Source organism: Cryobacterium sp. Y57 (assembly GCF_002929505.1).
GTDB lineage: Bacteria > Actinomycetota > Actinomycetes > Actinomycetales > Microbacteriaceae > Cryobacterium.
This window is the reverse complement of record NZ_PJJL01000052.1, coordinates 17,267-42,931: the sequence shown is the minus strand read 5'-3', so window position 1 is coordinate 42,931 and position 25,665 is coordinate 17,267. Positions and strand designations below refer to the sequence as shown.

Here is a 25,665-nt window from a genome sequence, read left to right as displayed (position 1 = left end):
GCGCGCAAAATCCGTCAGATTTGAAAGCAATCACATATCGCGTATCCATGGGATACGAGACGCGATTCTCACCGGAGATACGCCGATGATATCGAGATCGCGAAGGATGTATTGATACCAGACTCGCTGCCTGTTAGAGTTTTGTCGGCGCTGGGGGAGTTGCTATGTCACACCCCTGGCCCGAAACAATTGGGCGATTTATCCGGGGGAACAACACGCGTGATTCACGTTAGTCATTTATCCAAGAGTTTTGGATCGCTCAAGGCCGTAAAAGACCTGTCTTTCTCAGTATCGAAGGGCAGAATATTTGCTTTTCTCGGCACAAACGGTGCTGGAAAAAGTACAACTATTTCGTGTTTGACGACGATGTCGTCTGCCGACTCCGGAACGATCAAGATCGCTGGCTTGACGGTTGGCCGTGATGATGATCAGATCCGTCGAAAGATCGGCGTCGTTTTTCAAGCGTCCCTTTTGGACCCCAGTCTGACAGTCCGGGAGAACCTCGCCGATCGAGCAGCCTTTTATGCAATGCGGAGAGTCGACCGCGCGCGACGAATCGCAGAACTCGCCGACATGATCGACCTGGGAGACTTCCTTGACCGCCCGTATGGGCTGCTCTCAGGCGGCCAGAAGCGCCGGGTCGACATTGCGCGAGCGCTCATACATGAGCCCGTTTTACTGTTCTTAGACGAGCCAACAGCGGGGCTCGATCCGCAAAGCCGCGAGCAGGTATGGGAGACAATCCGTTCCCTGCGTTCAACTCACGGTATGACTGTGTTTCTCACAACGCATTACATGGAGGAGACAGAAGAGGCGGATCAAATTTCAATTATTCATGCAGGCGAATTAGTTGTCCAGGGCACCCCTGCTGATCTCCGCAAGACGTACAGCTCGAGTATTCTTTCCGTTACGTCCGACGATGTGGAGCAACTGCACGAGGCGTGCGCAAGCCACGGATTTGCGGTCACCCGTGCAGCCGGAGCTGCGCGCATCGCGGTTGGCGGATCCGCGGAAGCTTTTAAATTTTTGCATGACAACCGACTGATCGTGGATGACTTCGAGTTCCGGCACGGAACGATGGACGATGTATTCCTGTCTGTGACCGCGAATCGAGCGACCGCATGAGTGCACTGATTCTCGCTCGCCGTAACTTGCGCATTTTTTTCCGGGATCGGACCGCGGTTTTCTTTTCGCTGCTTTCTGCGCTGATCCTCATCGGTCTTTATGCACTGGTTTTGGGCAGTCTGCAGGTCGACAACCTGCAATCGCGCTTTCCAACTGCAACAAATGCTCAGGTTCAGGCTTTCGTTGACGCGTGGGTCTTTGCTGGAATCACAATGATCACAATCCTGACGACCGGACTCGCTGCGTTGAGTGTTTTCATTGAAGATTCCTCGAGCGGTCGCTTCAAAGACTTTCTCGTCTCGCCTATTCGGCGCGCCAGCCTGATCTTCGGCTACATGACCTCTAGCTTCATCGTTGCTATCGTCATGACCGTGGTTGTCGTCGCGATAGCGCAGGGATATACGGCCATTCGCGGCAACGCTATGATGACGCCGACCGAACTGCTTCTTACCCTTGGCTATGTCGTTGTCGCTGCCGCCGCGTTCTCTGCTCTCTCGGGATTTATCGTGACGTTGGTTCGGTCCAATAGCGCCTTCGCAGCGATGAGCACCATTGTTGGAACAGTCATTGGTTTTCTGGCGGGCGCCTATATTCCTGCCGGCACTCTTCCGGCAGGCGTCGTGAATGTGATGAACGCGATGCCTTTCGCCCAGGCGGCGATGCTCCTTCGGCAGCCGTTCACCGCGCATTCGGCGGACGCCCTCACTGACGGGCAATCCGAGGCAGTATCCGCGCTGAACGATTTTTACGGAATAGCCATCTCTGTCGGGGACTTTGATGTTTCGAGCGCGGGAGCATCCACCGCGCTGGCCATAATATGCCTTGTTTTTGCATTGCTCTCGTCTTTCCGTCTCTCGCGGCGCATTCGCTGAGCGGCGGAATATCGAACAGGCCGACCGCAACAATTGCACCGTTATATACATGCCGAACCTACAATCTGAAATGTGAGGCAGTTGCTAAAATATATATAGGCTTTTTGAGTCCTGCCTTGTGTTCTAACCGTCAAGCGCAGGCCGCACAATTTCCATAAAACCACGCCGTGGGCGTGACCGGATCGATGGCACGAAAATCGAGTGCATGATGCACTCGGATTCACGGCATGACAGTGAACTTGCGACCGCGCGGTCGTCCTAAAGATCGCCACGCGCGGCTTGGACATGCCTGGTGGGTTTGATTGGGCGGTAGGTGGCCCATTCTGTGTGTTTCGATGACCGGGAGCGGCGCGTTTGCGGAAGATCATCGGTCGATGGTCCTCCGTGTTCTGCTATTTCAAAGGAACGATCTGTTGATAAATGCACGTGTTGTGACAGTTGTTCTTCGTCACGAGGAAGCCTCCCGCGCGCCCTCGATCGTTCTGGTCCGGGTCAACCAGTTCGGACACGTTCCTGCTGTGCTTATCGACCCGATAGACCGTAAGGGCCTTGTTGTTGACGGAATCTGGCTGGGCGCGGATCTCGACGACCATGCTCACGGCACCTTGTACATCAGAGTCCGAACTGGGAAATGGGGTCCGAGAAAGGCTAGGAGTGTTGCGCCCGAACTCATTCATCTAATTTGTCGGTGCAAAACATGCGGGAAAGAGGCGAGGTTCCGTCGGAATCCATTCTTCGGGCGCGGTTTATCTGTTCACGAATTCATTATTCAATGTTCGGTGTATTCCCATGTCGAACTCGTGCGGACACCCGCATCATCAACTCTTGCCGCACCTCTAGCGGTCGAAAACCAAACACGCCGAACACGGCGCCGTCGCTTTCTCTTCAGTCGCGCACGCGAGGTCGACTAACCCAGAATTCGATGGTGAAAATGTACCTGGCTGGTCGTGTTCACGTCTGGTTTCCACCAGTGGGCATCACGGCTTGAGTCAGCAGCCCAACCGGAGCGCTCTTATCTATCGCTGCGGGCACACTTTGCCTTTACCTGAATCGCACTGTCCTCGAGGCATCACCCTGTGGGCGGCGCGAGTCCGAGGCGCGGGTAGAGCACGGCGAATGCCTCGTCGAGACCGTCGGTGAAGGCAGGAAGTGCGTGCCCACCGTTGGGAGATTCCCAATACGTGACCGTCATACCTGCTGCCGAGGCAGCGGAGGCCATCCGTTGCTGTCCGGGTATGAATCCTGCATCGTTAGACCCCACGGTGAATACCGCGACCGTGTCGGAGAATTTCTTCGATGCGAGCAGGTTGAGAGGCTTCACCGCGTCATAGGCGGCTTGGTCACCATGGAAGACATCGGCCAGCGTCGATGCCTCAATCTCTGATCCGGGGAATTCTTCGCCGGAAATGTCCACGACGTTGGCAAAGAGATCTGGGTGCTTGACGGCGAGGGAGATAGCGCACTGTCCGCCGTTCGAGTACCCGGCGATGGTCCAATATCGAGGGTCGTTGATGACGTTCAGGTGCGCCCTCGCCCAGTTGACGACATCCGTCGTGATAAAGGTCTCGGCGCTGCCGTAGTTCGGGGTATCAAGACACAGCGGGTCTTTCGACGGTTCGCCAAGCTGGTCCGCGACGATGACTATCGGTGCCAGACCGCTGTGAGTGGCAGCCTCACGGTCGAGCGTCGCCGCGACGAAGGACGGATCGGGGTTACCGGGCTGCCCCATAAGGAGAATGACCAGTGGTAGCGCTGGCGCGTCGGAGATGAGCGCTGCGGGCGGCAGATAAATCCCGGCCGGCCGAGAGGTGAATCCTGAGACTATGTTTGGAATGACTTGGCTACCGGTAGTGCCCTTTACGGGTAGGCCAGCCGAAGCCACCCAGCGCTGATAGAGCGGCCCACTTCCCTTGGCCCCGCTGACGGCGGGTAGCGCAATTGCCGACTCTGTCGTGATCCCGAAGAGCGAACCCAACGTGCGGTTTAGCCCAAAGCCCGCATTGATTGCTAGCGTCCCAGCCGCAACGAAGAGCACCACGGAGGCCGCGGCGATGAACTTGCGATGAAGGCGCGACTTCCGAAGATTTGCCAGAGCAATTGCGACCGCCGTGCACGTCCCGGCAAACCAGAGGAAGCTGACCAGCCCGGGCGACATTCCGAAAGCGTCAACAATCGTCACCACAACGAACCATGTCACACCGGCGATACCGACGCCGCCGGCGATCGCGATCGCGACCGTCACGATCCACGTTCTGGTCGGGGCGCGGAGTAAAAGAAACACGAGCAGCACACCGGCCAGGCCGAGCACGACGTAGAGCAGTGGGCCAGTGACAATGTCGATGCGCAACAGGGCTGTACTGAGATCGTTCATGAGTCTCCTATCTGCGTTGTCGTTTGTGAGTTCAGTTCCCCTGGTTGAAAGATGGCTCGCGGGAACCCTACTGCCGTGCGCTGCAATTCAGGACTTTTCCATCGCAGACCAGGAGCAACCGTAAGGTCACTCGTTGGAGTTTGGTGTTGGGTTCGCATGGGCTTGGTCAGCTGACGTGCACATGGGGGCGGCGTTTGGCGTTGGGTTCCGATTCGCGCAGGACCTCGCGGGTTACCGGGGCGATCTCGCCATGGCCGGTGAAGAGGAATTTGAACATGTTGGAAATGGGGTTGTCCTGGGTCCATTCGAAGTAGATCTCCGGGATGGTCCCGGTCTGGTCGCGGATCTCCAGCAGTACGGCTGCGATCGTGTTGGGCACGTTACCGCTGGTCACTTGGAGGACCCGGTACCCGTGTTTCACCACGCCGCGTACGAGGAGGTCTTCTTCGAAGTCTGACGGGTCGGAGGGCAACACCTCCAGGAAGATGATGGGTGAGTTGCCCGGGATGTTGCCGAATCGGTGTTCATCGCGGCTCTTGTTGCGGTACTCGACTTCGGTGTCTTCGTCAGGTTCATGGGAGATGAGACGGATGACGTCGTAGTCCTCGGCGTCATTGGTCACGAAATCGAGAGCAGAAGGATCCAGAACGATGGACGTCGCCCTGAGCTCGAAGGATCGACGTACGCGCGAGATAAGGGAGGTCACCATGATGCCGAGGATGAAGAGCGCTGCGATACGCACCCCGTCAGGGCGTTCGACGACGTTCGCGACGGTCGTGTATGCCATGATCGCCGCGATGGCACCGAAACCGATGGTCGGCCAGCGCTGCCTTTTGCTCCGGGCCGAGAGGGTGACGGCGACCGAGGCAGACGTCATCAGCACGAGAACACCCGTTGCGTACGCGCCACCCTGAGCGTCGACGCTGGCTTGAAAGGCAATCGTGATCACGAAATCGATCCCGACGAACACCAGCACGAGGGGACCGGTGGCACGGGCCCATTGCGGAGCCAATCCATACCGCGGTAGATATCGGGGTACGAGGTTGAGCAGGCCGGCCAGGGCCGACGCCCCCGCGAACCAGAGGATACAGATGGTGCTGACATCGTAGGCGGATCCAAAAAGTGGCCCGAGGAATTCGTGGGCGAGGTAGGCCAGAGCGCGACCATTGGCTGGCCCACCGGGTTGGAAGTCGGCTAGCGGGATCAAAAGTGTGGTGACGATGCTGGAGGTGATCAGGAAACCGCTCATGATGAGTGCCGCCGTGGTGAGGAGCCGCTTCGTGCCGCGGATGCGGCCCGCCGGATCATCGTCAGTGTCGGTCGGGCTGCCTTTGATCTGCGGCATGACAGCCACCCCGGTCTCGAATCCGGACAGGCCAAGGCCAGTTTAGGAAACACCAGCAGCGCGATTCCCACCATGACGAGCGGATTTCCGTGCTGCACGGTCAGCGCCGCCCACCAGTCCGTGATCAGAACACTGTTCATGGCTACATGCGCGATTGCGACCAGGATGACGACGGAGTTGAGCAGTAGGTACACCGCGACGAGGATGACGGCGATGCCGATGGCGTCTTTGAAGCCACGGAGGAAGACAATCCCCAGCAACGCGATTATGAATAATGTGACGGGTACCTCCTGGCCCTGCAGCCACGGTGGTGTAAACGGATTCTCAATTGCGTGAGCCGTGGCGTCGGCCGCCGACAGGGTGATGGTGATCATAAAGTCTGTCGCAGCGAATCCGAGCAGAACCAGCACGAAGATCTTGCCGGACCACCACGGCAGCAGTTTTTCCAGCATATGAATGGAGCCGGATCCGCGGAAGCTTTCGGCAGCCACCCGCCGGTACACCGGCAAAGCACCGAACAGGGTGAGGGCGACCAGCACGATGGTGGCGATGGGCGAGACTAGTCCCGCGGCTAGCGCCGCGATCGCCGGCTGATAACCCAACGTGGAGAAATAGTCGACACCGGTCAGGCACATCACACGCCACCATGAATGAGTCTTGTCGGTCGTGGCCGCGTGGGGACCCACCTGGACACCCTGCCGGTCTCCACTGTCTTGCAGGAGCCAGGCTTTGAAGCTCCCGGCCGAAGCCCGCGGTATGTTCACGAGCACACCTTACGCCTCAAAAATTATTGTGAATTCCGACCGAACGTCATCAGCGCTCGTCGCATCTGGTCCTGGCATGCTGGGTGGATGCTTCTCGTGTCGTCGAGCGATTTTAGGGCTGGATTCTATCGGCGATCATGGATTGTCACCCGTCGCGTTTTTGACGATGACCGCATCATATCCGAAGCCGATCTGGGGTGTGAAAAAGCCCCACCGGAAGATTCCGGCGGGGCTTCCATCAGGATGTCGACATGGTTACCGTCAGCGGCCGAGCGTTGACAGGGTGAGCGAGGGCATCCTCAGCTGACTCGGAGAGTGGCGGTCAGGCCATTCAGCGTGACGTTTCCGACGATGGCGGCTGCCGCAATCGGGCTGTCGAGCGTGGACCAGTCGGTGGGAGAGGTTACCGCGGGCGTTCGTGCCTCGCATGCCTCCGATAAGGTTAAAAGCGTCCCCGCCATACCCGGCACCCGTCGATCGGAGGAGCTCCATGTCCACCACAGTCACCGGCGTCATCGCCCGCTCGAAGGGCGCGCCAGTCGAACTGGTCGAAATCGTCATTCCCGATCCCGGTCCCGGCGAAGTCATCGTGGACATCGAAACGTGTGGCGTCTGCCATACCGACTTCCACTATACAGAGGGTGGCATCAATGACGACTTCCCCTTCTTGCTCGGGCATGAAGCCGCCGGACGCGTCAGCGTCATCGGCGAAGGCGTCACGCACGTCGCGGTCGGCGACTTCGTGGTGCTCAACTGGCGCGCCGTCTGCGGCGAATGCCGAGCCTGTAAGCGGGCCGAACCCTGGTACTGCTTCAACACCTTCAACGCCACCCAGAAGATGACCCTCACCGACGGCACCGAGCTCAGCCCGGCCCTCGGCATCGGCGCTTTTGCCGAGAAGACCCTCGTACACGCCAAGCAGTGCACCAAGGTGAATCCGGATGCCGACCCTGCGGCCGTCGGCCTCCTGGGCTGCGGCATCATGGCGGGCATCGGCGCGGCCATGAACACGGGCAATGTCAGCCGAGGCGACTCGGTGGCCGTGATCGGCTGCGGCGGAGTGGGGGATGCTGCGATTGTGGGATCACGCCTGGCTGGCGCATCCGTCATCATCGCCATTGACCGCGACCCCAAGAAGCTCGCCCAGGCCAAACAGCTCGGGGCCACGCACGCCATCGATTCGTTGAACCTGGATGAGGCTGGCGTCGTCGCAGCCGTGCAGGCACTGACCGGTGGATTCGGCGCCAACGTCGTCATCGACGCGGTCGGGCGTCCCGAAACCTGGCGGCAAGCGTTCTATGCCAGGGACCTCGCCGGAACGGTCGTGCTGGTCGGGGTGCCCAACCCCGAGATGATGCTCGAAATCCCACTGATCGACGTCTTTGGGCGCGGCGGCTCGCTCAAATCGAGTTGGTACGGCGACTGCCTGCCGGAGCGCGACTTTCCCATGCTGACCGACCTGTACCTGCAGGGACGGCTACCGCTTGACGAATTCGTCAGCGAGAAGATCGGCATCGGCGAAATCGAAGCTGCATTTGAAAAAATGGCACGCGGCGACGTGCTGCGCTCGGTGGTGGTGCTCTGATGACCGCACGCGTCGACCACCTCGTCACCGTCGGCACCTTCAGCCTCGACGGCGGCACCTGGGACCTCGACAATAACGTCTGGATCGTCGGCGATGACACCGAATGCGTCGTCATTGATGCCGCGCACGACGCCGACGCGATCCTGAAGGCAGTAGGCGACCGTAAACTGCTGGCCATTCTGTGCACCCACGGGCACAACGACCACATCGATGCAGCCGTCAGCGTGAGCGCCGCAACGGGCGCACCGGTCTGGCTGCACCCAGCTGACACCATGCTGTGGGAGATGGTCTTTCCCGGGGATGCTGCTGCGGCGGCCACGCAACCGAACGCGCTGAAAAATGGCCAGCGCATCGCCGTCGCCGGCATCGAACTCGAAGTGCTGCACACACCCGGGCACTCGCCCGGAGCGGTCTGCTTCTCTGCGCCGGCACTCGGCACGGTATTTAGCGGCGACACGCTCTTCCACGGTGGGCCGGGTGCAACCGGCCGGTCGTTCAGCGATTTCCCGACGATCATCGACTCGATCACCACCACCCTGCTCACGCTGCCGGCTGCCACCGTGGTGCGTACCGGGCACGGTCAGTCCACCCTGATCGGCGACGAGGCGGGCCACGTCGAAGAGTGGATCGCCCGCGGGCACTGAGCAAGAAGGAACTCGCTCGAGTTCGCTTTGCACTTTGTGCGTCGTTGCACTTAGTGTAAGTACATGATGTCGCTTGACGCCGGACCCGATCGCCGCGCCGACCTCAAGGCGCGGTACCGCCAGGCCATTTTGGATGCCGCCGACTCGCTCATTCGCGAGCGGGGCAAACCACAATTCAGCGTCGACGAACTCGCGGAGCGCGCCGACGTCTCCCGGCGCACGGTTTTCAATCATTTCTCATCGCTCGACGATGTGATCATGACCACCTGCACGCAGGTGCTCAGTGCCACCGTCGACGAATTTCGGGCGGCAACGGCATCCACCCCACTCGGAGACGGACGTCGCGACGGCCTGTTCGACCAGATCACGACGGCACTGCGCGCCATCGACCTGCCGCCCGTGGTCGCCTACCTCGCCGGCGTGCTCACGGTCGAGGGCGAGAACGGTCGCTCCCGGCACAGTATCGGCGACGTCTTTACCCGCACGACCGAACAGCTCTCAGCGGAGATCGCCGGTCGCACGAGCGCGATCGACGATTTCGAGGTTTCCATCCTGGTCAGTTCGGTGATGAACGGCATCGCCATCGTATCGGCGCACTGGTTGGCTCGAACGGGCGGCACGCTCGACGCATCCTCCCGAACTGTCTGGTACGAACTGCTCGACCGCCTCATCGTCACGATCCGTATCGGATACGCCCCGTCCAACTGACCAAACGCATTCCGCTGGTGATCCACCACCTCGACTCCCGATGACGGGATGCACGACGCCACTTCGGTCATCCGACCACACCTTGCTCATACACAGAAATTGAGAATATGGCATCGCTTCTCTACCGACTGGGTCGGTTCTCCGCCCGCCGAGCGTGGTTGGTCATCGTTGCGTGGGTGGTCGTTCTCGGTTTCGCCGTCGGTGCATTCTCTGCCTTCGGCGGAACACTCACGTCGTCCGTCAGCATCCCCGGTACCGCCACCCAGAAGGTCAGCGACGAGCTCAAGGCTAAGTTCCCGGCGGCCAGCGGCGGGCGAGGAACGGTCCTGTTCACCACGACCGACAACTCCATCTTCACCGGCGCGCAGAAAACCGCCATCGGCGCCCTCCTGACACGCACGATCGGTCTCGACAGCGTGAAATCGGTGACGAATCCCTTCGACACCCAAGCCCAGATCGATGACCAGACGCAGCAGGTCGTCGACGGACGGCAGAAGATCGCCGCTGGAACGGCGCAGATCGATGCGGGGCAGGCGCAGATCGATGCGGCAACGGCTGAGGCCGCGGCGGCACAGAGCCAGCTCGATGCCGGCCGCGCGCAGGCCGAGGCGGCGGGTCAACTCGCTGGTGCTGGGCGGATGCTCGATGCCCAGCAGGCGCAGATCGATGCGGGTCGCACTGCGATTGCCGGGCAACAGACGGCACTCACGGCAAGCCGTAGCGAGCTCGAGGCCTCGAGCACCACGCTCGAACAGGGAGCCGACCTGCTCGACCTGGCCGCGGGCATCCGTCAGGTTTCGACTGACGAGACGACAGCAGTCGCGAGTATCCAGTTCGACACGTCGCTCAACCAGGTTTCGCCCGAGTCGAAGAAGGCGGTCGTTGCGGAGATGAACGATGCCGGCATTGCCGGCGTCAGGGCTGAGGTCTCCAACGACATTGCTGCGAGCCTCCCCGAGATCCTCGGTCCCGGAGAGATCGGCGGCGTCATCTTCGCGGCCATCGTGTTGTGGGTCATGCTGGGCACCCTGATCGGTGCAGGGCTGCCATTATTGAACGCGTTGATCGGCGTGGGCGTTGGCGTGCTCGCTTCACTCGCATTGTCCGGGGCCGTCGAAATGCTCTCCGTCACTCCGGTTCTGGGAGTGATGCTCGGGCTCGCCGTCGGCATCGACTACTCACTCTTCATTCTCAACCGGCATCGAACGCAACTGCGTAACGGGCTGCCCCTGCAGGAATCGATCGGGCTGGCCAACGGCACCTCCGGCAACGCGGTCGTGTTCGCGGGCGCCACCGTGCTCATCGCTTTGCTCGCCCTCAACCTCACCGGCATCCCCTTTCTCGGGCTCATGGGCACGGTCGGTGCCGTCTGCGTCTTCGTCGCCATTCTCATAGCGATCACGCTCACACCGGCGGTGCTGGGCCTGGTCGGCACAAAGATCCTCACGAAGAAGGCCCGCGCCCGGGTCGGCCACGCCAGCAACCATGCCCGGGTGCCGGTCAAGCCGATGAACTCCCTCCGCGCCGTCGTCACGGTGGTCGTAGGCATCGTCGTTCTTCTTGTCGTGGCCATCCCGGCGCTCTCGATGCGCCTCGGACTCCCTGCCGGTTCGTCCGAACCGCTGGGCTCGAGCGCGTACAACGCTTACAAACTCGCCGACGACAAATTCGGGCCGGGTGTGAACGGCCCGCTGCTCGTCGTTGCCGATCTTGAGACCGCCGTCACGGATGACGACCTGCTCGCTGAACAGGTACGCATCGGAACAGCGCTGCGTGCCGAGAACGACGTCGTCGCTGTCGCGCCGATCGGAGCATCCGATGACGACCTGCTTCTCGCTTTCCAGGTCATTCCCGCCGAGGGGCCGAACAGCGAATCGACCGAGCAGCTCGTACGTGACCTCCGAGGAATCGACCTCGTCGGAGTCGCTTCCCTCGGTGTCGCCGGCAACGCCTCCGGAAACATCGATGTGAGTGAAAAACTCGCCGCCGCGCTCCCGCTGTACCTTCTCGTTGTCGTGGGGCTCTCCCTGATTATTCTGATCTTCGTGTTCCGATCGATCCTGGTGCCCGTAACTGCGACGCTGGGCTTTGTCTTGTCGCTGTTCGCATCCTTTGGGGCGATCACGGCGGTCTTCCAATGGGGCTGGCTGGGTGCCGTGTTCGGCATCCATGATCCCGGGCCGATCTTGAGCTTCCTGCCTATTCTCGTTGTCGGGGTTCTGTTCGGGCTGGCGATGGACTACCAGCTATTTCTGGTTAGTGGGATGCGCGAATCGTACGTGCATGGTGCATCGGCGCGCCTCGCCGTGCAGCGCGGGGTGCACGCCGGGCACACGGTGGTCATCGCTGCCGCGCTCATCATGGCCTCGGTCTTTTCCGGATTCATCTTCTCGAACTCGGTCATGATCCAGTCGATCGGTTTCGGGCTCGCCGGCGGCGTGCTGCTTGACGCGTTCGTGGTGCGGCTGCTGATCATCCCGGCCGTGATGCACTTGCTGGGGGACGCAGCGTGGTGGTTGCCGAAATGGCTTGATCGCATGCTGCCCAACGTTGACGTGGAGGGTGCCTCGCTCGAACGAACGCACCCGGATGCCGCTCGGGGCGGCATTGAGCTACCGCCTATTCGGTGACCTGCACGTCTTTCGAGAACGCCACGTAGCCACTGAAGTCCTTGCCGACGCGTTCGAACGCCGTCGGGTACGGGTGCGGGTAGCTGAAGGCACGATCCTGCAGCACGGTGTCACCGTCTTTCACGCTGAAGTACTGGCATTCGCCCTTCCACGGGCAGGTGTACGGGGTGTCGCTCTCGACGAACAGATCGCTCTTCACGCTCGCGGGCGGAAAGTACCAATTTCCCTCGATGCGGATCAGATCCTGCTCGGGTGCCTCGGCGATGACGGTGTCGTTCAGTACGGCTTTCATGACAAACCTCCTAGTATTTTGCAACGTTACCCGCGGAAGCCGAATTCTCCCAGCATTGGAATCATTTCGCCCGGCGCAGCGGTTCCGCGACCGCACGGTACCTCGAGCTAGCACACGCTGGCGACATGACTGTCGGTGAAACGAATGCGACCCGCCACCGAGCACACGTCGACGACCGATGCTGTGAAAGTGCGATTCATCCGCTCTCCCGAGGGCCGGTGTATTAAACGGAAGAACGTGCTCTAAAATAAGGGCGTGCCGTAGTTTGCACCGAGCCGAGGAGACACCATGACCGCCGAACCGATCCGTATCACTGCCGGGCCGAACGCCCATGAGCGCGAACCCGCCGCGGCCCCATGTACCTGCGGTCACGACGACAGCGAATCGATTGTTCTTGACAGCCGCACCATCCCGCACGCGATCCGCCACGCCGCGATTTTCGGTGCATTGGAGGCGATTCAGCCCGGAATATCGCTCGACCTCATGGCGTCGCACGACCCGCTGCCGCTACTGGCCCAGCTCGAGCGAAACCACCCGAACGCTTTCAGCATCACCTACCTCGAGAGTGGTCCCGATGTGTGGACTCTGCACCTGACCCGCATTCTGTAGCGGTTCGAGATGAAACCGAGCCTCAAGCGCCGGCTGTGGCACCAGATCACCGGCATGCTCGTGCCCGTCTGGTTGATCCTCGGGATCGTCAGCGTCATCCTCTACCGAGGATCGTCGTTTGGCCCCTGGCTCATGGTGCATCTGCTGCTGGGGGCCCTCTCGACTGCGATCCTGGTCTGGAGCCAGCATTTCGCCGACAGCCTGCTGAAGAACGTGGCGCCCGGCGGCCGGTACTGGCTGGGCGTTCGACTGACCGTTCACACGGTCGGTGCGGCGCTGGTGATGATCGGGATCACCGGCGCGTGGTGGCATGTCGTACTCACCGGAGGAATCCTGGTCGGGCTCAATGCCGTCGTGCACGCCACCATTCTCGTGCGGCAACTGCGCGGCGCACTCCCGGCCCGGTTCGCTCCGCTCGTGCGGTACTACATTGCTGCAGCCGGATGCCTCGTGGTCGGTGTCACTCTCGGAATTTGGATGGCCCACCCCGACAGTGCGGCGTCGAGTGACTCTTACGACCGGCTCTACATCACGCATATCGGGCTGAACCTGCTCGGCTGGGTCGGCCTGACCGTCATCGGCACCGTCGCCCTGCTGCTCCCGACCGTGCTGCGTTCCCGAGTGCTGTCCGCCACGCGGGCGGCCGCACGCCCCACCCTGCCGACTCTTCTGGCCGGACTGGTGGTTTTGGGCGCTGGGGCCTACGCCGACTCGCGAATCATCACTGCGGCGGGTGTACTCATCTACCTGGTCGGCTTCGCCCGGGTGCTCGGGGAGTTGGCCGGGCACGTGCGCCGTTCGCCCGCCGTCAGCTACGCCGGGTGGTCTATCACCGCAGCCCTTGCCTGGTTTGCGGTGTGCGCGCTCGGTTTTGGCACCGTCGTCGTCACCGCTGCCAGCTGGGCGAATGCCGCGGCCGGCCTCAAAACGCTCGTGCCGTACTTCGCGGTCGGCTTCGGCGGCCAGATCATGATCGGCGCGTTGAGCTTTCTCATTCCGGTCGTGCTCGGCGGCGGACCGCGGGCGTCCAAGGCCACCGCGCACGAACTCGATCGGGCCGGCCTGTTCCGAGTCAGCGTCGTCAATGGCGCACTCGTTCTCACCCTTCTGCCGGTGCCCGACGTCGTCGCCGCTCTGCTCTGGGCCGTTCTGCTCACGACCCTTGCGGCGTTCATCATTCTGATGGTGCGGGCGCTGCGCATCAATCGAAAGAACCGCACCCCTCCGGGGGCGCAGCTTCCGCCCTTGGTGCGTGACGTCGCGGAGAGTCCCGCGCCGCAGCCGACCCCTCGCGCCAGCATGCTCATCGCGGCGGCGGCGACCCTGGCTTTGACCCTCGCCGTCGGCGTCGCCCTCGAGCCTTCCAACACGAGCCTCGGCTCGGGCGCGGGCGCGACCGGCCACACAACGACCGTCGATGTCACGATGATTGACACCCGGTTTAGTCCCGACACGATCAACGTTCCGGTGGGCGACAACCTGGTGATCACCCTCACCAACGCCGACGGCATGCTCCACGATCTGGTATTCGACAACGGAGTGGAGTCCGGCTCGGTCGAGCCCCAGGCCACGACGAGCGTCGACGTCGGCATGATCGGCGCCGACCTGGGCGGTTGGTGTTCCCTGGGGGGCCACCGGCTGCTCGGAATGCTGCTGACCGTGAACGCGATCGGTGCGGAGTCGACCGCCACTGCCGATTCGCACGCAAACCCACTGCATAGCGACGCGGCGGCATCCGACGAAATAGACCTCATGGCCGAGCCGGGAAACGATTTCGTCGCGCGTGATGCGCGACTGGCGCCCGTGGCATCCGCTACCGTGCACACGAGCACGATGACCGTCAGCAATACCGAGACCGAAGTTGCGCCGGGCATCACACAGATGCTGTGGACCTACAACCACACGGCGCCCGGGCCGACGCTGCACGGCACTGTCGGTGACGTCTTCGAGATCACCTTCGTCAACGCGGGAACCATTGGCCATTCGCTCGACTTTCACGCCGGCTCGCTTGCACCGGACAAGCCGATGCAGACCATCGACCCCGGGGAGGAGCTCACCTACCGGTTCACCGCCACGCGCTCGGGAATCTGGATGTATCACTGCTCGACGATGCCCATGTCGGTCCACATCGCGAACGGTATGTTCGGTGCGGTCATCATCGACCCGCCCGGACTGACCGCCGTCGAGCAGGAATATGTGCTGGTCCAGTCCGAGTTTTATCTGGGCCAGCAGGGCGAGGAAGGCGACCCGGTCAAGGTGCAGACGCAGCTGCCTGACCTGCTCACCTTCAACGGCTACGCGAATCAGTATGTCGCCGCGCCGCTGACTGCGACCGTTGGCGAGAAGGTGCGCATCTGGGTGCTCGACGCGGGTCCGAACGTTGGGAGCTCCTTTCACGTGGTCGGAGGTCAGTTCGATACCGTGTTCTCGGAGGGTGAATACCTGCTGCGGACCGGTGGCAGTACCGGAACGGGTGGGGCGCAGACGCTCGCGCTCGCACCCGCCCAGGGCGGCTTCGTCGAGCTCACGTTTACCGAAGCGGGTACCTATCCGTTTATGAGCCACGTGATGTCGGATGCAGAGAAGGGCGCGCGCGGGCTGATTGGGGTGACTGACTAACCCTGCTGGCGGCATCGAAGAGTCGGTGCCGCTGGGGTTGGTCGGCGTGAGCGCCATTACCCGACAAAGCCGTCGGTCGGGGCGGTCAACATGCCCGGGATATCCCAAGTGAGCCCAAGTCCCAGCACAATCTTCCTGATGAGTATCCGAGGGCACTGACCAGGACGCGGCGTCGCCATGCAGCAGTCGTACAAGGTCGGGATCAGCAACGGCAACCACGATGAGCCCCTTGCGCCGCCACCTACGACGCGGTGGGGGCAATGACCATGCGCCTGAGCGGCCGTGTTGATAACCCGAAGTGGATGACCCGGAAGTCAGGTACCCCTCGTCTGGGCATCCAAGATCGCGGGTATTCCGCTGAACAGCAGGACGGCCACGAGTACCGCGACAAAATTCAGGCCCCCTCCGGAGGCGCCATCGGTCAACAGCAGCCAATCGGGGCCAAAGGACTCCATCGGATGCCATAACGACGCAAACCAGCCCGTCGCATCCGCTGCCGCGACGTACGACAGCACGAACATACCGAATATGACCGGCAGGGCAAAAACGATGAGAAGCACGCCCAAGGGCGCCAGCCAGCAGAGGAGAAAGAGCGGGATCAGGAGCCAGGACACAGGATTGCGGAAACCGGGAGTGACGAAGCTCCCGTAGCGGTTGCCCCGGTTCTGAAGTCCCCATCCGGACACGAGCAGAAGGCTGCCCCCGACTACCCCGCCGACCAGGCCACCGAGCAGACTGCCGCTTTCAACAGACAGCCCGACAACGAACCCGATGAAGAGGAGGGCGAGCCCGACAAAGCCGATAAGGAAAGGTTGCCTCGCGACCAAACGCACTGCGAACCAGGTGAAGCGGCCCCAGAACCGGCCGGGGGCCGTGAGCCAAAAACCTATGCGCGCAGAGAGCGGATCTGTGTCATGGGTGATCACTCGGGCTGTGACCGGCACTCCGATGCTCACGAAGGGCCACAGCGGGGTGAGTATGAACAGCATCCACCTCTCCATGGCCGGTGCCGCGCCGGTCACGCCACCGAACAACGATCCGTAGGCCGCGACGATCGCGAAGCTGAGCAGAAACACTACCGCGACACTCACGGCGAACCATGGCGTGAACCCCAGCAGCGGCCCCCAGATACTGATTCCTGGGGCCTTCTTCAGCGCTCCAACGACGGTATACAGCCAGTTTCCCGAAACTCTGGGTGCATCGACGCTCACGGTCTGACCGCCTGCTCGGTGTCCTTGGTCCTGGTCTGTCGCGTCTGCAATGCAACGTGCACTACAGGTACTTCGTCAGGAAAAACTCAATGAGGGGAGGCACAATCGCCAGAGCCGCGCCTCCGGCAATGGCCCAGCGCTTGAGCGTCTTCGCGTTCTTCTCCCGCTCTTTCAGGAGGTATTCGTTGACACGCGAGCTCTCCAGCGCGTGCGTCTCCAACGCGACGAGGTATGCAAGCTCGGTGTGGTGCGCGAGCACATCGGGAGATGCCCCGCCGGATATGCCCAACTGCTTGCGCAGTTCTTCCGCGTCAGCCTGGTGCCGCTCCAGATCAGCGGCGAGCTTAGCCACTGCGTCCTCGGCGTGTTGTGCCGATGTGGAGATCACGGGCGCCGCCATTCCCGCAGCGTCGAGTGCCTGGCTCCACGAGCCGAAGACACGGTTGAACTCTTCGAGGGACGGCGGCGTGTTGACGGTATCGTCCTGCTGTCTGTTCCTGCGCCACACGACGTAGTCACCCGTGCTCCTGCTGCCCTCTGGAGCATTTAGAAATTCCCGGAGCTGGGCGACCGCAACCTCTTTGCGAGGCAAGATGAGGCTGGGTATCCGAAAGGGCAGCCCGGCGGATGTCATCGACTCCGACCATTGCTGGCTGAATTTGTTGTGGCGAGGGGGCCAGGTCACCCTCTTTCCGGAGTTCGCGCTGAATTCCTGCACGATCGTCTGTCGGGTCGGGATGTTGTAGGCCGTCGCCGTCCACGGTCGTGTATCGTCCTTCGGCAGTGCAGCCATCGCCTGGTTGGCCGCGAGAACGCACAGGGCGTCGGCTTCCGTGAGCCCTCGTTCGCGCAGAAGCAGGAGCAGCGACGGGTCCACGTCGGCGGGCGCGTCGGGCACCGTGATACGGAAAGCCCGCGCGTAGGCATACCGCAGACCCGCGTTCTCGATCTGCTCCGTCAACGTCAGATCAGGTGTCAGGGTTGTGTCCATGGGTACCATTGTGGGCCGAGCGTGTGCCCTGCTCGGGGCCGTGAGGGCAGCGGATGCCGTTCTCGGACAATCTCGGACACCTCGGCAGCGTCATTTCCGGCCAAGCCCGGGGCTGCGGCTCAGGCCCAATGGCAGCAGAAAACGGGCGAGCAGCAGGGCGATATACCCGGCGATAAGTTTGTCGAGGAGCGAAAGCATCAGGTTCGCCGAGAACACGGCGACCCAGAGTCCCTCGCCGATGGCCCCGATGGCGCCGATCGTCGACGCCACCAGATCACTGGCATGGCCGGCAACGCCGTTATAGACCAGCACGTTGATCGGCACCGCGACGAGCGTGCAGGCGACCGCGACCGCCACGTTGAGGAGCAGGAAACGTAGAGCGCCGCGGTTCCGGCGGAAGAGACGGTAGCCGTAGCCCCAGACGAGCGCCCCCACGACATTGACGGGCGCAAATGGCAGTGTCTCCGGGTTGCCTTGCAGCCCGCCGAGCAGGTTTGTCAGCACCCCTACGAGGGCTCCGTGCCACGGGCCGAGCGCGATCGCCGCGGTCGCCGTGCCGATCATGTCCAACCAGACCGGGAGGTGGAATTTGTCTACGACGCCGTCGCCAAACAGGTTCACGCCCACGCAACCGACCAGCAGGGCGACGGTGAGCGTGACGGTCAGGGTCCGGCTATCCGGGTGCGAGGTCAGCGGCGCGACCGGCGGATGCGGGGCAGCCGACTCTGCAGGCCCACCCGACGCATCCGGTCGGTCCATGCCTACCGAGCCGGCCGAACGCCGCGCGGAGAACTGGGCATCGAGGCACCGCTTGCGCCAGAGCGCGGCAGCGACGTCATCCTCTCCGAGGGCCCGCACGATCTCCTCGACCAGGACCGCGTTGATGCGTCGACGGCCCGTACGGAAGGCATCGAAGACCGACGAGCGGGCGATCCGGGCCGCAGCCGGGGTGGTCCCGTGCGCCTCACGCGTGCGCGCTATCAGTGCGGCGATCTCGGCGTATGAGACATCGCCCGCCGTGTTGCGCAGGCGCTGGAGGTCCTCGACGAGTCGGTCGAGCGGTTGCGACGATGTTTGGGTGCGCTCCAACTCCGACGTCACGTCCCCCGACCTGCCCCTCACAGCTGCCGGTCGCAACTTAAGGTCCAGACTACCGGGGCACCGCGCGCCCCGGGCCAGACTTGCCGTAGCCCCTGCTGCGGGGCTTACGCGCAGACCTCGTACAGGCTGGAGGGCACCGTGTTGACCGTGATCGCCACCACGCGGTCGGTCTGGTCCGCTTCGAAAATGATCGAGTTTTCGTTCTGCCCGGTGATGACCCATAAGTACATGCTCACCCATTTCTGTCACAACGCTCATTGGTTCCGGCCATCTGCACTGCAAGCTTCCGCTACGACTCGAGCGGTAAGCCTTGCTCGGAATTCACGTGCGCAAAGGCCGCGAGCGGAGCGTCAGACTGGGGCACAGGTCCTTTTTCAACCCAACGATTGGATTCGCTCGACTGGCTATACAGGAGTCCCTTACCCCACGCCGCGCCGGAATAAACACCAGCGACGTTGTGCATCTTGATCACGAATTCGCCGTCCAGCCGACCAGCGAAATGTTCGGCCAGCTCGTGTGCGGTTGGTTCGATGCGGCCCCACATCTGGCTTGCAAACCAGCCCTCGGGTGCGATTATCAGTTCGACGCTGGTCTCCGGTCCCAGAAAGAGGAGAGATTTTTCTCCGCCTACGGGGTTGAGTGAGATGCACGTTGTTGCGGTTTTGAGGGACTCAAGGATTTCAAGGATGCGCTGCAGGAAAACGACGCGCTCGGCTTCGCTCAGGAGCCTGGCGCGATAGAGCAAAAGCGACCGACCAAGGTCGACGTACTCAGGCGCGGCCAAAAACGGAGCAAGCTCAAGCTGTTCTGCGCTGAATTGCCCACCTGTGCCGCTTCGCGACAAATAGCCAGCTATTTCGGCAACGGAAACCAGTAGGTAGTTCTCACCGTCGGCGAGTTGTGCAGTCATCACTTACCCCAGTTCCACGGGAAAATTTTCTCGGCAGTAGTGTCCATCTTGTCGCTGATCATTGTCATCGCACCCCACACGCCTTCATATCGTCGACTCATTTGAGACGTCTGTTCTTGCGACAGGTTGTCAACGTCGACGTTTCTCCCGAAGAGGTGTTGCGCTCCCATCTCATATGTTTCGTTCTGCTCCGTTTGCGTTCTGGGAATCGTCATGTCCACGAATGTAACCAGCGCCGAGATGCCCAAAACAAGGGGAGACAGTCTCTGCAGCCCGGCGGTGAGCCCGGCAACTCCGCCAGCATGGGCCGCGCCAGGAGTGAAAGCCATAACATAACTGGTCAGGGAGACGGCTCCGGAGCCCAGGTGGCCGAGGGCTCCTCCGACATCGCCGGACTTGATGAGGTCAACAATTTCGTTGCCCTCCAGCACAAGAGCGATCGGGCCCAAGAGCTTTTGCAAGAACGTTGCGGTGGGTAGGTTCGACATCTCGCGTGCGATCGTCGCTAGATCAAGCAGTGTTAACGATCCACCGAGGAGATTCAGGAGCTTTTCGATAGTCTCGTCGGGTCTGCCACCGCCTATGAGATCCGCGATGGCCCTTCCTACAGCTGAGCCCTCGACGATCCGGCTACCAGCTGAGCCGTCGGCGGCGCTGGCGGCCTCTTGCTCGTCGGCGTTCTTGCGCAGTTGGGTCGCGTTTGCCTCCAATACTCGTGCAACCGTCGCGACGTGCAGGCTGTGCTCGGACTCCCACTGTGCCTTGAAGGTTGCTGCGAAGGGGCCGACCCACGCGCTGATTTTGATCTGGTTGCCGACGGTGAGTCGACTGCGGTCAAGCTTTTCGCTCGCATGGCTCATTCGTTCTGCCAGATCTCGAAGTTGCTCGACATCGGCCCCATATTTTCCTGCCATGGCAGGTCCCTTCTACTGTCGATCGGTAGTGGTGCGGTTTGTGCGGGCCGCCGGTCGAACCGGCGGCCTACACAAACTCGGCCGGTCAGGCGTTCGAGGTTTGCTCCTGCGCCTGAGCGTTCTGGGAGGCCTTCTGCGAGGCCTCATTCAGAGCATTGATGACCTGGCGGAGAGCAGCAGAGTGCTGGCCGTTCCAGTCACTGCGGAATCCTGAAGCATCCGGGCCGGTCCATTCCGTGTTGCCCAAGGTGTTGGTGAGGGTGCTCAGCACCCCTTCAATGTCGCTGGCTTTCTGCGAAAGCTGGCTGCTGAGTGTACGAACCTGTTCTACATCGAGACCCCATACGGCCATGATCTATTCCTTCGTTTCGGTAGTTCGTGAGGGTGGTGCTGGCCGAGATCGACGGTTCGATCTCGGTGTTTTGCCCCGGTGTGGTGCAACAGGGCAAATCTATGGCGGCGGCCAACAGCTGTCGATGGTGTCAATTCACCATCGCCGCCTGCAGGCGCGCTGCGTGGCCGTTGACGATGAGAAAACCCCGGCCAGAAGGAAATTCGCTGCGCTTCAGGCGCCCGAGCGGGGTTCCGAGCAGCATGTCGCCGTCCATCTCGCCCGGTACGAGCAACAGGCCCCTCCGGCCGGATTTGAACGGACCGGCGAGCGTGTATGCCTGGGACCAGGTGGAGCTCTCCGCCTCGCCGACCACAAACAGCTCGGCCCGCGCCGCCGCCTTTCTCGAGCTGGGCGAGCGGATGCTCCGCGTCGGTCCCGGTGAAATCGGTCACGCCCTCGATTACCACCGCGAGTTGCCCCGCCGTAAATGCACCCGCCTCAATGCGTTCCGTGAGCCGGGTTACCGCGGTCACGACCGCATCGATGGTGTCCGCCACGAGAACGAAACCGTCGGAGCCGTTGGAGCCGACTGTGCCGAGCTGCCCTGCAGACGCGCCGCTCAGCGCCGTGCGCCGCGGCGCGAACAATGCTAACTGCGGGTGCTGTCGTGATCGCCCGAGAGCTGCCACGAGAGTCGCGAGCGCTGTGGTGCGACCGCTGCCGGGCGGCCCGGAGATGATGAACGTTCCCCGCTGCTCGACCCCGATCGCGGCCAAGGTATCGTCGGCCAGTCCGATGACGGCGCGACCCTGAGCATCCGTTGTGGGTAGTGAGAGGAGAGAAACGTGTTCGGGGAGCCGCCCGATGCGTGGCGCCTCGATCGGCGACTGGCGACGCATGCTCGCGGCCAGGCGCTGAACCTCCCGCGACTGCACCGCGAGGTTCGAGCTGGCGCCCAGCACCGCGAGCTGTACCTCGTTGCCGTCGATGATGCCCCGGCCGGGAGGGCTCGTGACGCTCAACACGTCTTTCGGCGCGCCCAGAAGCATATAGTCATCTTCGGTGGCTTGCCGCAGTACGAGTCGCTTCTGCACGGTGGAGCTGATCGAGGTAGGAATTGAGTTCGGCCGGCCCCCGGTCATCACCACATGCACGCCGAGCTGCCGCCCGTCCGCGGCGATCTGGGCAAACACGGTGAACCACTGCGACGTGGAGGCGTATTCGTAGGCTTCTCGAAATGCCCCGATCCCGTCGACAAGCAAGAGGACGCGCGGCTCGGCTGGCCGGTTCGCCAGCTTGCGGTACTCGCCGATTGTGCCCGCTCGAACCTCCGCATACCGCACGGCTCGGTCGTCGACCAGATCACGAAGGGTGCGCAGCAGGCGCACGACGCGCTCGCCGTCGTCACCCGAGATGATCGCACCGACGTGGGGCAGGTCCTCGAGCATGCGCAGGCCGCCCGCACCGAAATCGAGACCATAGACCTGAATCGGGCCGCCGTTCAAGATGACCGCGGCGGCGATGGCGAGCAGGCGCAGGGCAGCGCTCTTGCCGGAACCCCCGGCGCCGAAGATGGCCATGTTGCCGTCGCGATCGGGTTCATAAAACATCGCTGGCTGCGACTGCGTCGCCGGATCGTCGATGACGCCGAGCAGCAATCGCTCGTCGGTGCGCGGATGCGGCTGTTCCATAAAGTCGTAGACGGCGGCGAGTTCGTCGAGCCACGGCTTGCGTGGGGGCGGCACTGCTGCCTGGGCCGCCGCTGCCTGGATGGTCGTCACCAGGCGGGCAATATCGGTCGGGCCGGGGTCTCGTATCTCGGCGACTTCGCCTTCGGGCACGTCCCACGTCGTGCTCGACCCGAAGTTCAAGTGCTGGAGGTCGATGCGGGGGCGTGGCGGAGTGTTCGTGGTGTAACCGCCGGCATACCCCGTCTGGAATGCCGCGATGCGCCCCGGCCCGGTCTTGGCCGCGCCGCGACCGGGAATCGACGGGTCGAAATGCGCGGCCTGGGGGGTGCCGAGAATGTCGTTGGAGTCTTCGGCGTCGGCCATGCGCAGGGCGATGCGCAGGTTCGTGTTCGCTCGCAGATTGTCCTTGATCACGCCGGCCGGCCGCTGCGTCGCCAAAAGGAGGTGCAGGCCGAGCGACCGGCCGCGCTGGGCCACATCGACGACGCCGTCGACGAACTCGGGCACCTCGGTCGCCAGCGCCGCGAACTCGTCCACGATGATGAGCAGGCTCGGCGGCGTCTCGGGGTCACCCGTTTTCTCAAGCGACACCAGATCCTTCGCGCTCTTGCGATTGAGCAGGTGCTCCCGGTAGCGCAGCTCGGCGCGCAGCGAGGTGAGGGCTCGCCGCACCAGGTGGGGCGACAGGTCGGTGACGAGTCCGACCGTGTGCGGCAGACCGACGCAATCGGCGAAAGCCGCACCTCCCTTATAGTCAACGAACAGAAAGGCGACCCGGTCGGGGCTGTGCGCGGCCGCCATGCCGAGCACCCAGGACTGCAAAAACTCGCTCTTGCCGGCCCCAGTCGTGCCACCAACCAGGGCGTGCGGTCCTTGGGCGCGCAGATCGAGGTGAAACGGTTCGGTGCCGGTGTGCCCCACGAGCGCTCGCAGAGTGCCTTCCTTCTTGCGACGCACCGGCGGGGAGCCGTCCCGCACGGTGAGCGAATGATTCTCCCGCCACCGGTCGATGACTGCCGTCGGTTCAGCGATGAGATCGAGCCCGCTCAAGGCGGCATAGGAGATTGCTCTCGGCAGGTCGGAATCGTCACTGATCGGCGTGCCGACATCGACGACCGGGGCCAGCGCCCTGGCAAGTCGTCGCGCGGTCTCCAGGTCGAGCGACTCGGTCTCAACCGGGATGGTCTGCTCGCCCCAGCGCACGTGGCCGGTCGACGCACCCGGGTCGGACCCCAGCACCAAGAAGGTGCGGCACACCGCCGGCAGCCGATCGAGCGATCCGGCACACCAGATCACGTGCACGTTGGCGTCGGCGCCGCGTTCGGCCAGTCGGGTGGCCCGGCCGCGGTCCAGGGGAGCATCGTTTTCGATCACGACCAGCACGGCCGGAACCAGCGCGGGCTGGCGGGCATTCGTCTGATCCTTTTCAGTCAGTGCACCACGCAACGAAGCGGATGCCTCCACCCTCGTTTCGACCAGCGCCTCCAATCGGGCGAGCAAGGCCTGCCCGCTTCCGGGGTTGTCGGCGAGGTGTTCACCGGCCAGCGGGCTGTGCGCTGAGCTGGTGTGCGGCAGCCATTCGAGCCAGTCCCAGCCGGGGCGCGAGGCGGGGCTGGTGAAGGCGGCGATCACTAGCTCAGCGGGGGAATGCAACCCGACGGCCTGGAATACCAAGCCGCGCGCGACGCCGTCCCGGGTCTCGCTCGGCCCGGCCAGCCCCAGAGCGCCCGATTCTCGCCAGTCCACGAGCACGGGCACTTTATCGATCAGGTGAAAGTCTGCGGCAGCGGCCTCGAGTCGCGCCCAATACTCGGGTAGCGAATCATTCGTGCCCGGCAGGGTGAATGTCGAGCGCGATGGCGCCTGGCCGAGGCCGAGCCGGGCGGTGACGAACGCCTCGTGTTCGGGGCGATGGGTCCAGAGCAGGGCACCGTGGCGCCGCACGGCGTCAACCACCTCGGCAAGGGCGGGAGTCTCGGCTGCGCGGACGAGCTGTTCCGCAGTGTGCGCCGCCGTGCGAGCGGTCTCCGAGACGCGCATTCCTTCGTCGAATTGTTTGATTTGTGCCTTGAGGACCCGCTTGGCGGTGACCGTGGCGTCGATGAATGCTCCGATCACCAGGAGCGGACTCAGGGCGATGAAAGCCAGGCTGAGAATGTTTTTGGTCACCAGGTAGAGCACGACGCCCATGATGATCGGCGCCACGATCGATAGGTAGGGAAACCGCATCGGCTGCGGTGTTTTCGGCGGTGTCGGCGCGAGCAGCTCGAGGCCGGGGAACCGCGCGACCACGCGCGGAGGGCGCACGAATTCGACGACCGGTGTGCTCGTGGGTGCGGTCCCGAGCTGCTGCAGTGGCGCGACGCTCAGGTCAGTGTCACCGAGCGACACAACGTCGGCGGGGGTTAGCACCGTGCGGGAGACGAGCAGGCCGCCCATGAGCAGGCCGTTCGCCGACCCGAGGTCGAGAATCTCCACGGTGTCGGCCACGTTGAGGCGAGCGTGTCGTTTTGACACGAGCGGGTCGCCAAGGCGTATCTCGGCGCCGTAGTCGCGGCCGATGGTGCTCGCTCCGAACGGAACGTCGAATTCGCGACCAGCATCAGGTCCGGCCAAAATCGTAATTCGGGCTGCGGCTGGCCCGCGGTTTTCGCCGGGACGGGTAAAGTCGTCGCTAGCCTGCACCAGCTCAACCACCGCGCCGGAGCGCAGCCCCGACTCGGTGAGGTCGACCGCGGGGTTGAGGACCCGCACGGGCAGGGGGGAGCCGTCTACGGTTTCACCACTGACCTGCAGGGTGAGTCGTTCGGGTAGCACTGAGCCGGCCCGAGCGGGGTCGGCCGCGAAGAGGGCGGAAGCGATGTCGCCGAGCAGAGCCGTGGCATCCGCGGTGATGGCAATGTTGATCGGAACCTGCCCGGCTCGCTGAAGGGTAACTTTGACGCGCAT

Annotated in this window: 18 protein-coding genes and 2 pseudogenes; 8 read left to right on the top strand and 12 right to left on the bottom strand. The window is 62.8% G+C overall.

Features of this window, described 5'->3' with window-relative positions; translation table 11 throughout:
• Positions 1-219: 219 nt before the first annotated feature.
• Together CXY72_RS03465 and CXY72_RS03460 are read left to right on the top strand one after the other, a co-directional pair.
• Entirely contained in the window at positions 220-1,125 is a 906-nt protein-coding gene (locus tag CXY72_RS03465) for an ABC transporter ATP-binding protein (RefSeq protein ID WP_233197631.1), read from the top strand.
• Entirely contained in the window at positions 1,122-1,997 is an 876-nt protein-coding gene (locus CXY72_RS03460; protein WP_104126314.1) for an ABC transporter permease, read from the top strand. The genes CXY72_RS03465 and CXY72_RS03460 overlap by 4 nt, the downstream gene beginning before the upstream one ends.
• Before the next feature lie 392 nt (positions 1,998-2,389).
• Here the strand turns inward: CXY72_RS03460 and CXY72_RS03455 are convergent, their stop codons facing one another.
• The 3 genes and pseudogenes from CXY72_RS03455 to CXY72_RS03445 all read right to left on the bottom strand — a co-directional run bounded on the left by CXY72_RS03455 (position 2,390) and on the right by CXY72_RS03445 (position 6,348).
• Positions 2,390-2,590 carry a hypothetical protein gene (locus CXY72_RS03455; RefSeq protein ID WP_158252451.1) on the bottom strand — a complete coding sequence of 67 codons (201 nt, stop codon included), beginning with the start codon at positions 2,588-2,590 and terminating at the stop codon, positions 2,390-2,392.
• Positions 2,591-3,066: 476 nt separating this feature from the next.
• Positions 3,067-4,368 (bottom strand): esterase family protein, encoded by a 1,302-nt coding sequence (locus tag CXY72_RS03450; protein ID WP_104126312.1) that lies wholly within the window; start codon positions 4,366-4,368, stop codon positions 3,067-3,069.
• A gap of 166 nt (positions 4,369-4,534) precedes the next feature.
• A pseudogene (locus CXY72_RS03445) lies at positions 4,535-6,348 on the bottom strand (amino acid transporter).
• Positions 6,349-6,967: 619 nt separating this feature from the next.
• Between CXY72_RS03445 and CXY72_RS03440 the strand changes: the two are divergent.
• The 4 genes from CXY72_RS03440 (at position 6,968) to CXY72_RS03425 (ending at position 12,044) form a co-directional block, all read left to right on the top strand.
• Positions 6,968-8,062, top strand: coding sequence for an S-(hydroxymethyl)mycothiol dehydrogenase (locus CXY72_RS03440; protein ID WP_104126311.1), 1,095 nt, complete (start codon positions 6,968-6,970; stop codon positions 8,060-8,062).
• Positions 8,062-8,706 (top strand): MBL fold metallo-hydrolase, encoded by a 645-nt coding sequence (locus CXY72_RS03435; protein WP_104126310.1) that lies wholly within the window; start codon positions 8,062-8,064, stop codon positions 8,704-8,706. Before CXY72_RS03440 ends, CXY72_RS03435 begins: the two co-directional genes overlap by 1 nt.
• 63 nt (positions 8,707-8,769) lie before the next feature.
• Entirely contained in the window at positions 8,770-9,414 is a 645-nt protein-coding gene (locus CXY72_RS03430) for a TetR/AcrR family transcriptional regulator (protein ID WP_104126309.1), read from the top strand.
• A gap of 107 nt (positions 9,415-9,521) precedes the next feature.
• A complete protein-coding gene (locus CXY72_RS03425) occupies positions 9,522-12,044 on the top strand; it encodes an MMPL family transporter (protein WP_104126308.1) in 2,523 nt (840 codons plus the stop codon).
• Here CXY72_RS03425 and CXY72_RS03420 read toward each other — a convergent pair.
• A complete protein-coding gene (locus CXY72_RS03420) occupies positions 12,034-12,336 on the bottom strand; it encodes a DUF427 domain-containing protein (protein ID WP_104126307.1) in 303 nt (100 codons plus the stop codon). The genes CXY72_RS03425 and CXY72_RS03420 overlap by 11 nt on opposite strands.
• A 288-nt stretch (positions 12,337-12,624) precedes the next feature.
• On the opposite strand from CXY72_RS03420, the gene CXY72_RS03415 reads away from it, so the two are divergent.
• The gene (locus CXY72_RS03415) at positions 12,625-12,945 is read left to right on the top strand and encodes a DUF2249 domain-containing protein (RefSeq protein ID WP_104126306.1); all 321 of its coding nucleotides are present in this window, start codon (positions 12,625-12,627) and stop codon (positions 12,943-12,945) included.
• A 9-nt stretch (positions 12,946-12,954) separates the two neighbouring features.
• Positions 12,955-15,564, top strand: a complete 2,610-nt coding sequence (locus CXY72_RS03410; RefSeq protein ID WP_104126305.1) for a multicopper oxidase domain-containing protein — start codon at positions 12,955-12,957, stop codon at positions 15,562-15,564.
• Positions 15,565-15,878: 314 nt separating this feature from the next.
• Here the strand turns inward: CXY72_RS03410 and CXY72_RS03405 are convergent, their stop codons facing one another.
• The 8 genes and pseudogenes from CXY72_RS03405 to CXY72_RS03375 form a co-directional block, all read right to left on the bottom strand.
• Complete coding sequence (locus tag CXY72_RS03405) at positions 15,879-16,775, bottom strand: hypothetical protein (RefSeq protein ID WP_104126304.1); 897 nt, start codon at positions 16,773-16,775, stop codon at positions 15,879-15,881.
• 61 nt (positions 16,776-16,836) lie between these two features.
• On the bottom strand, positions 16,837-17,766 hold the full coding sequence (locus CXY72_RS03400) for a hypothetical protein (protein ID WP_104126303.1): 930 nt from the start codon (positions 17,764-17,766) through the stop codon (positions 16,837-16,839).
• A gap of 90 nt (positions 17,767-17,856) precedes the next feature.
• Positions 17,857-18,867, bottom strand: coding sequence for an ECF transporter S component (locus tag CXY72_RS03395; RefSeq protein ID WP_146071038.1), 1,011 nt, complete (start codon positions 18,865-18,867; stop codon positions 17,857-17,859).
• 104 nt (positions 18,868-18,971) lie between these two features.
• The gene (locus tag CXY72_RS20320) at positions 18,972-19,097 is read right to left on the bottom strand and encodes a hypothetical protein (protein ID WP_255409249.1); all 126 of its coding nucleotides are present in this window, start codon (positions 19,095-19,097) and stop codon (positions 18,972-18,974) included.
• 59 nt (positions 19,098-19,156) lie between these two features.
• Positions 19,157-19,777, bottom strand: coding sequence for a hypothetical protein (locus tag CXY72_RS03390; RefSeq protein WP_104126301.1), 621 nt, complete (start codon positions 19,775-19,777; stop codon positions 19,157-19,159).
• Positions 19,777-20,691: a hypothetical protein gene (locus CXY72_RS03385; RefSeq protein WP_104126300.1), complete on the bottom strand. Its 915-nt coding sequence runs from the start codon at positions 20,689-20,691 to the stop codon at positions 19,777-19,779. Before CXY72_RS03385 ends, CXY72_RS03390 begins: the two co-directional genes overlap by 1 nt.
• An 85-nt stretch (positions 20,692-20,776) precedes the next feature.
• Entirely contained in the window at positions 20,777-21,043 is a 267-nt protein-coding gene (locus CXY72_RS03380) for a WXG100 family type VII secretion target (RefSeq protein ID WP_104082183.1), read from the bottom strand.
• A gap of 130 nt (positions 21,044-21,173) precedes the next feature.
• Positions 21,174-25,665: pseudogene (locus CXY72_RS03375) on the bottom strand (FtsK/SpoIIIE domain-containing protein).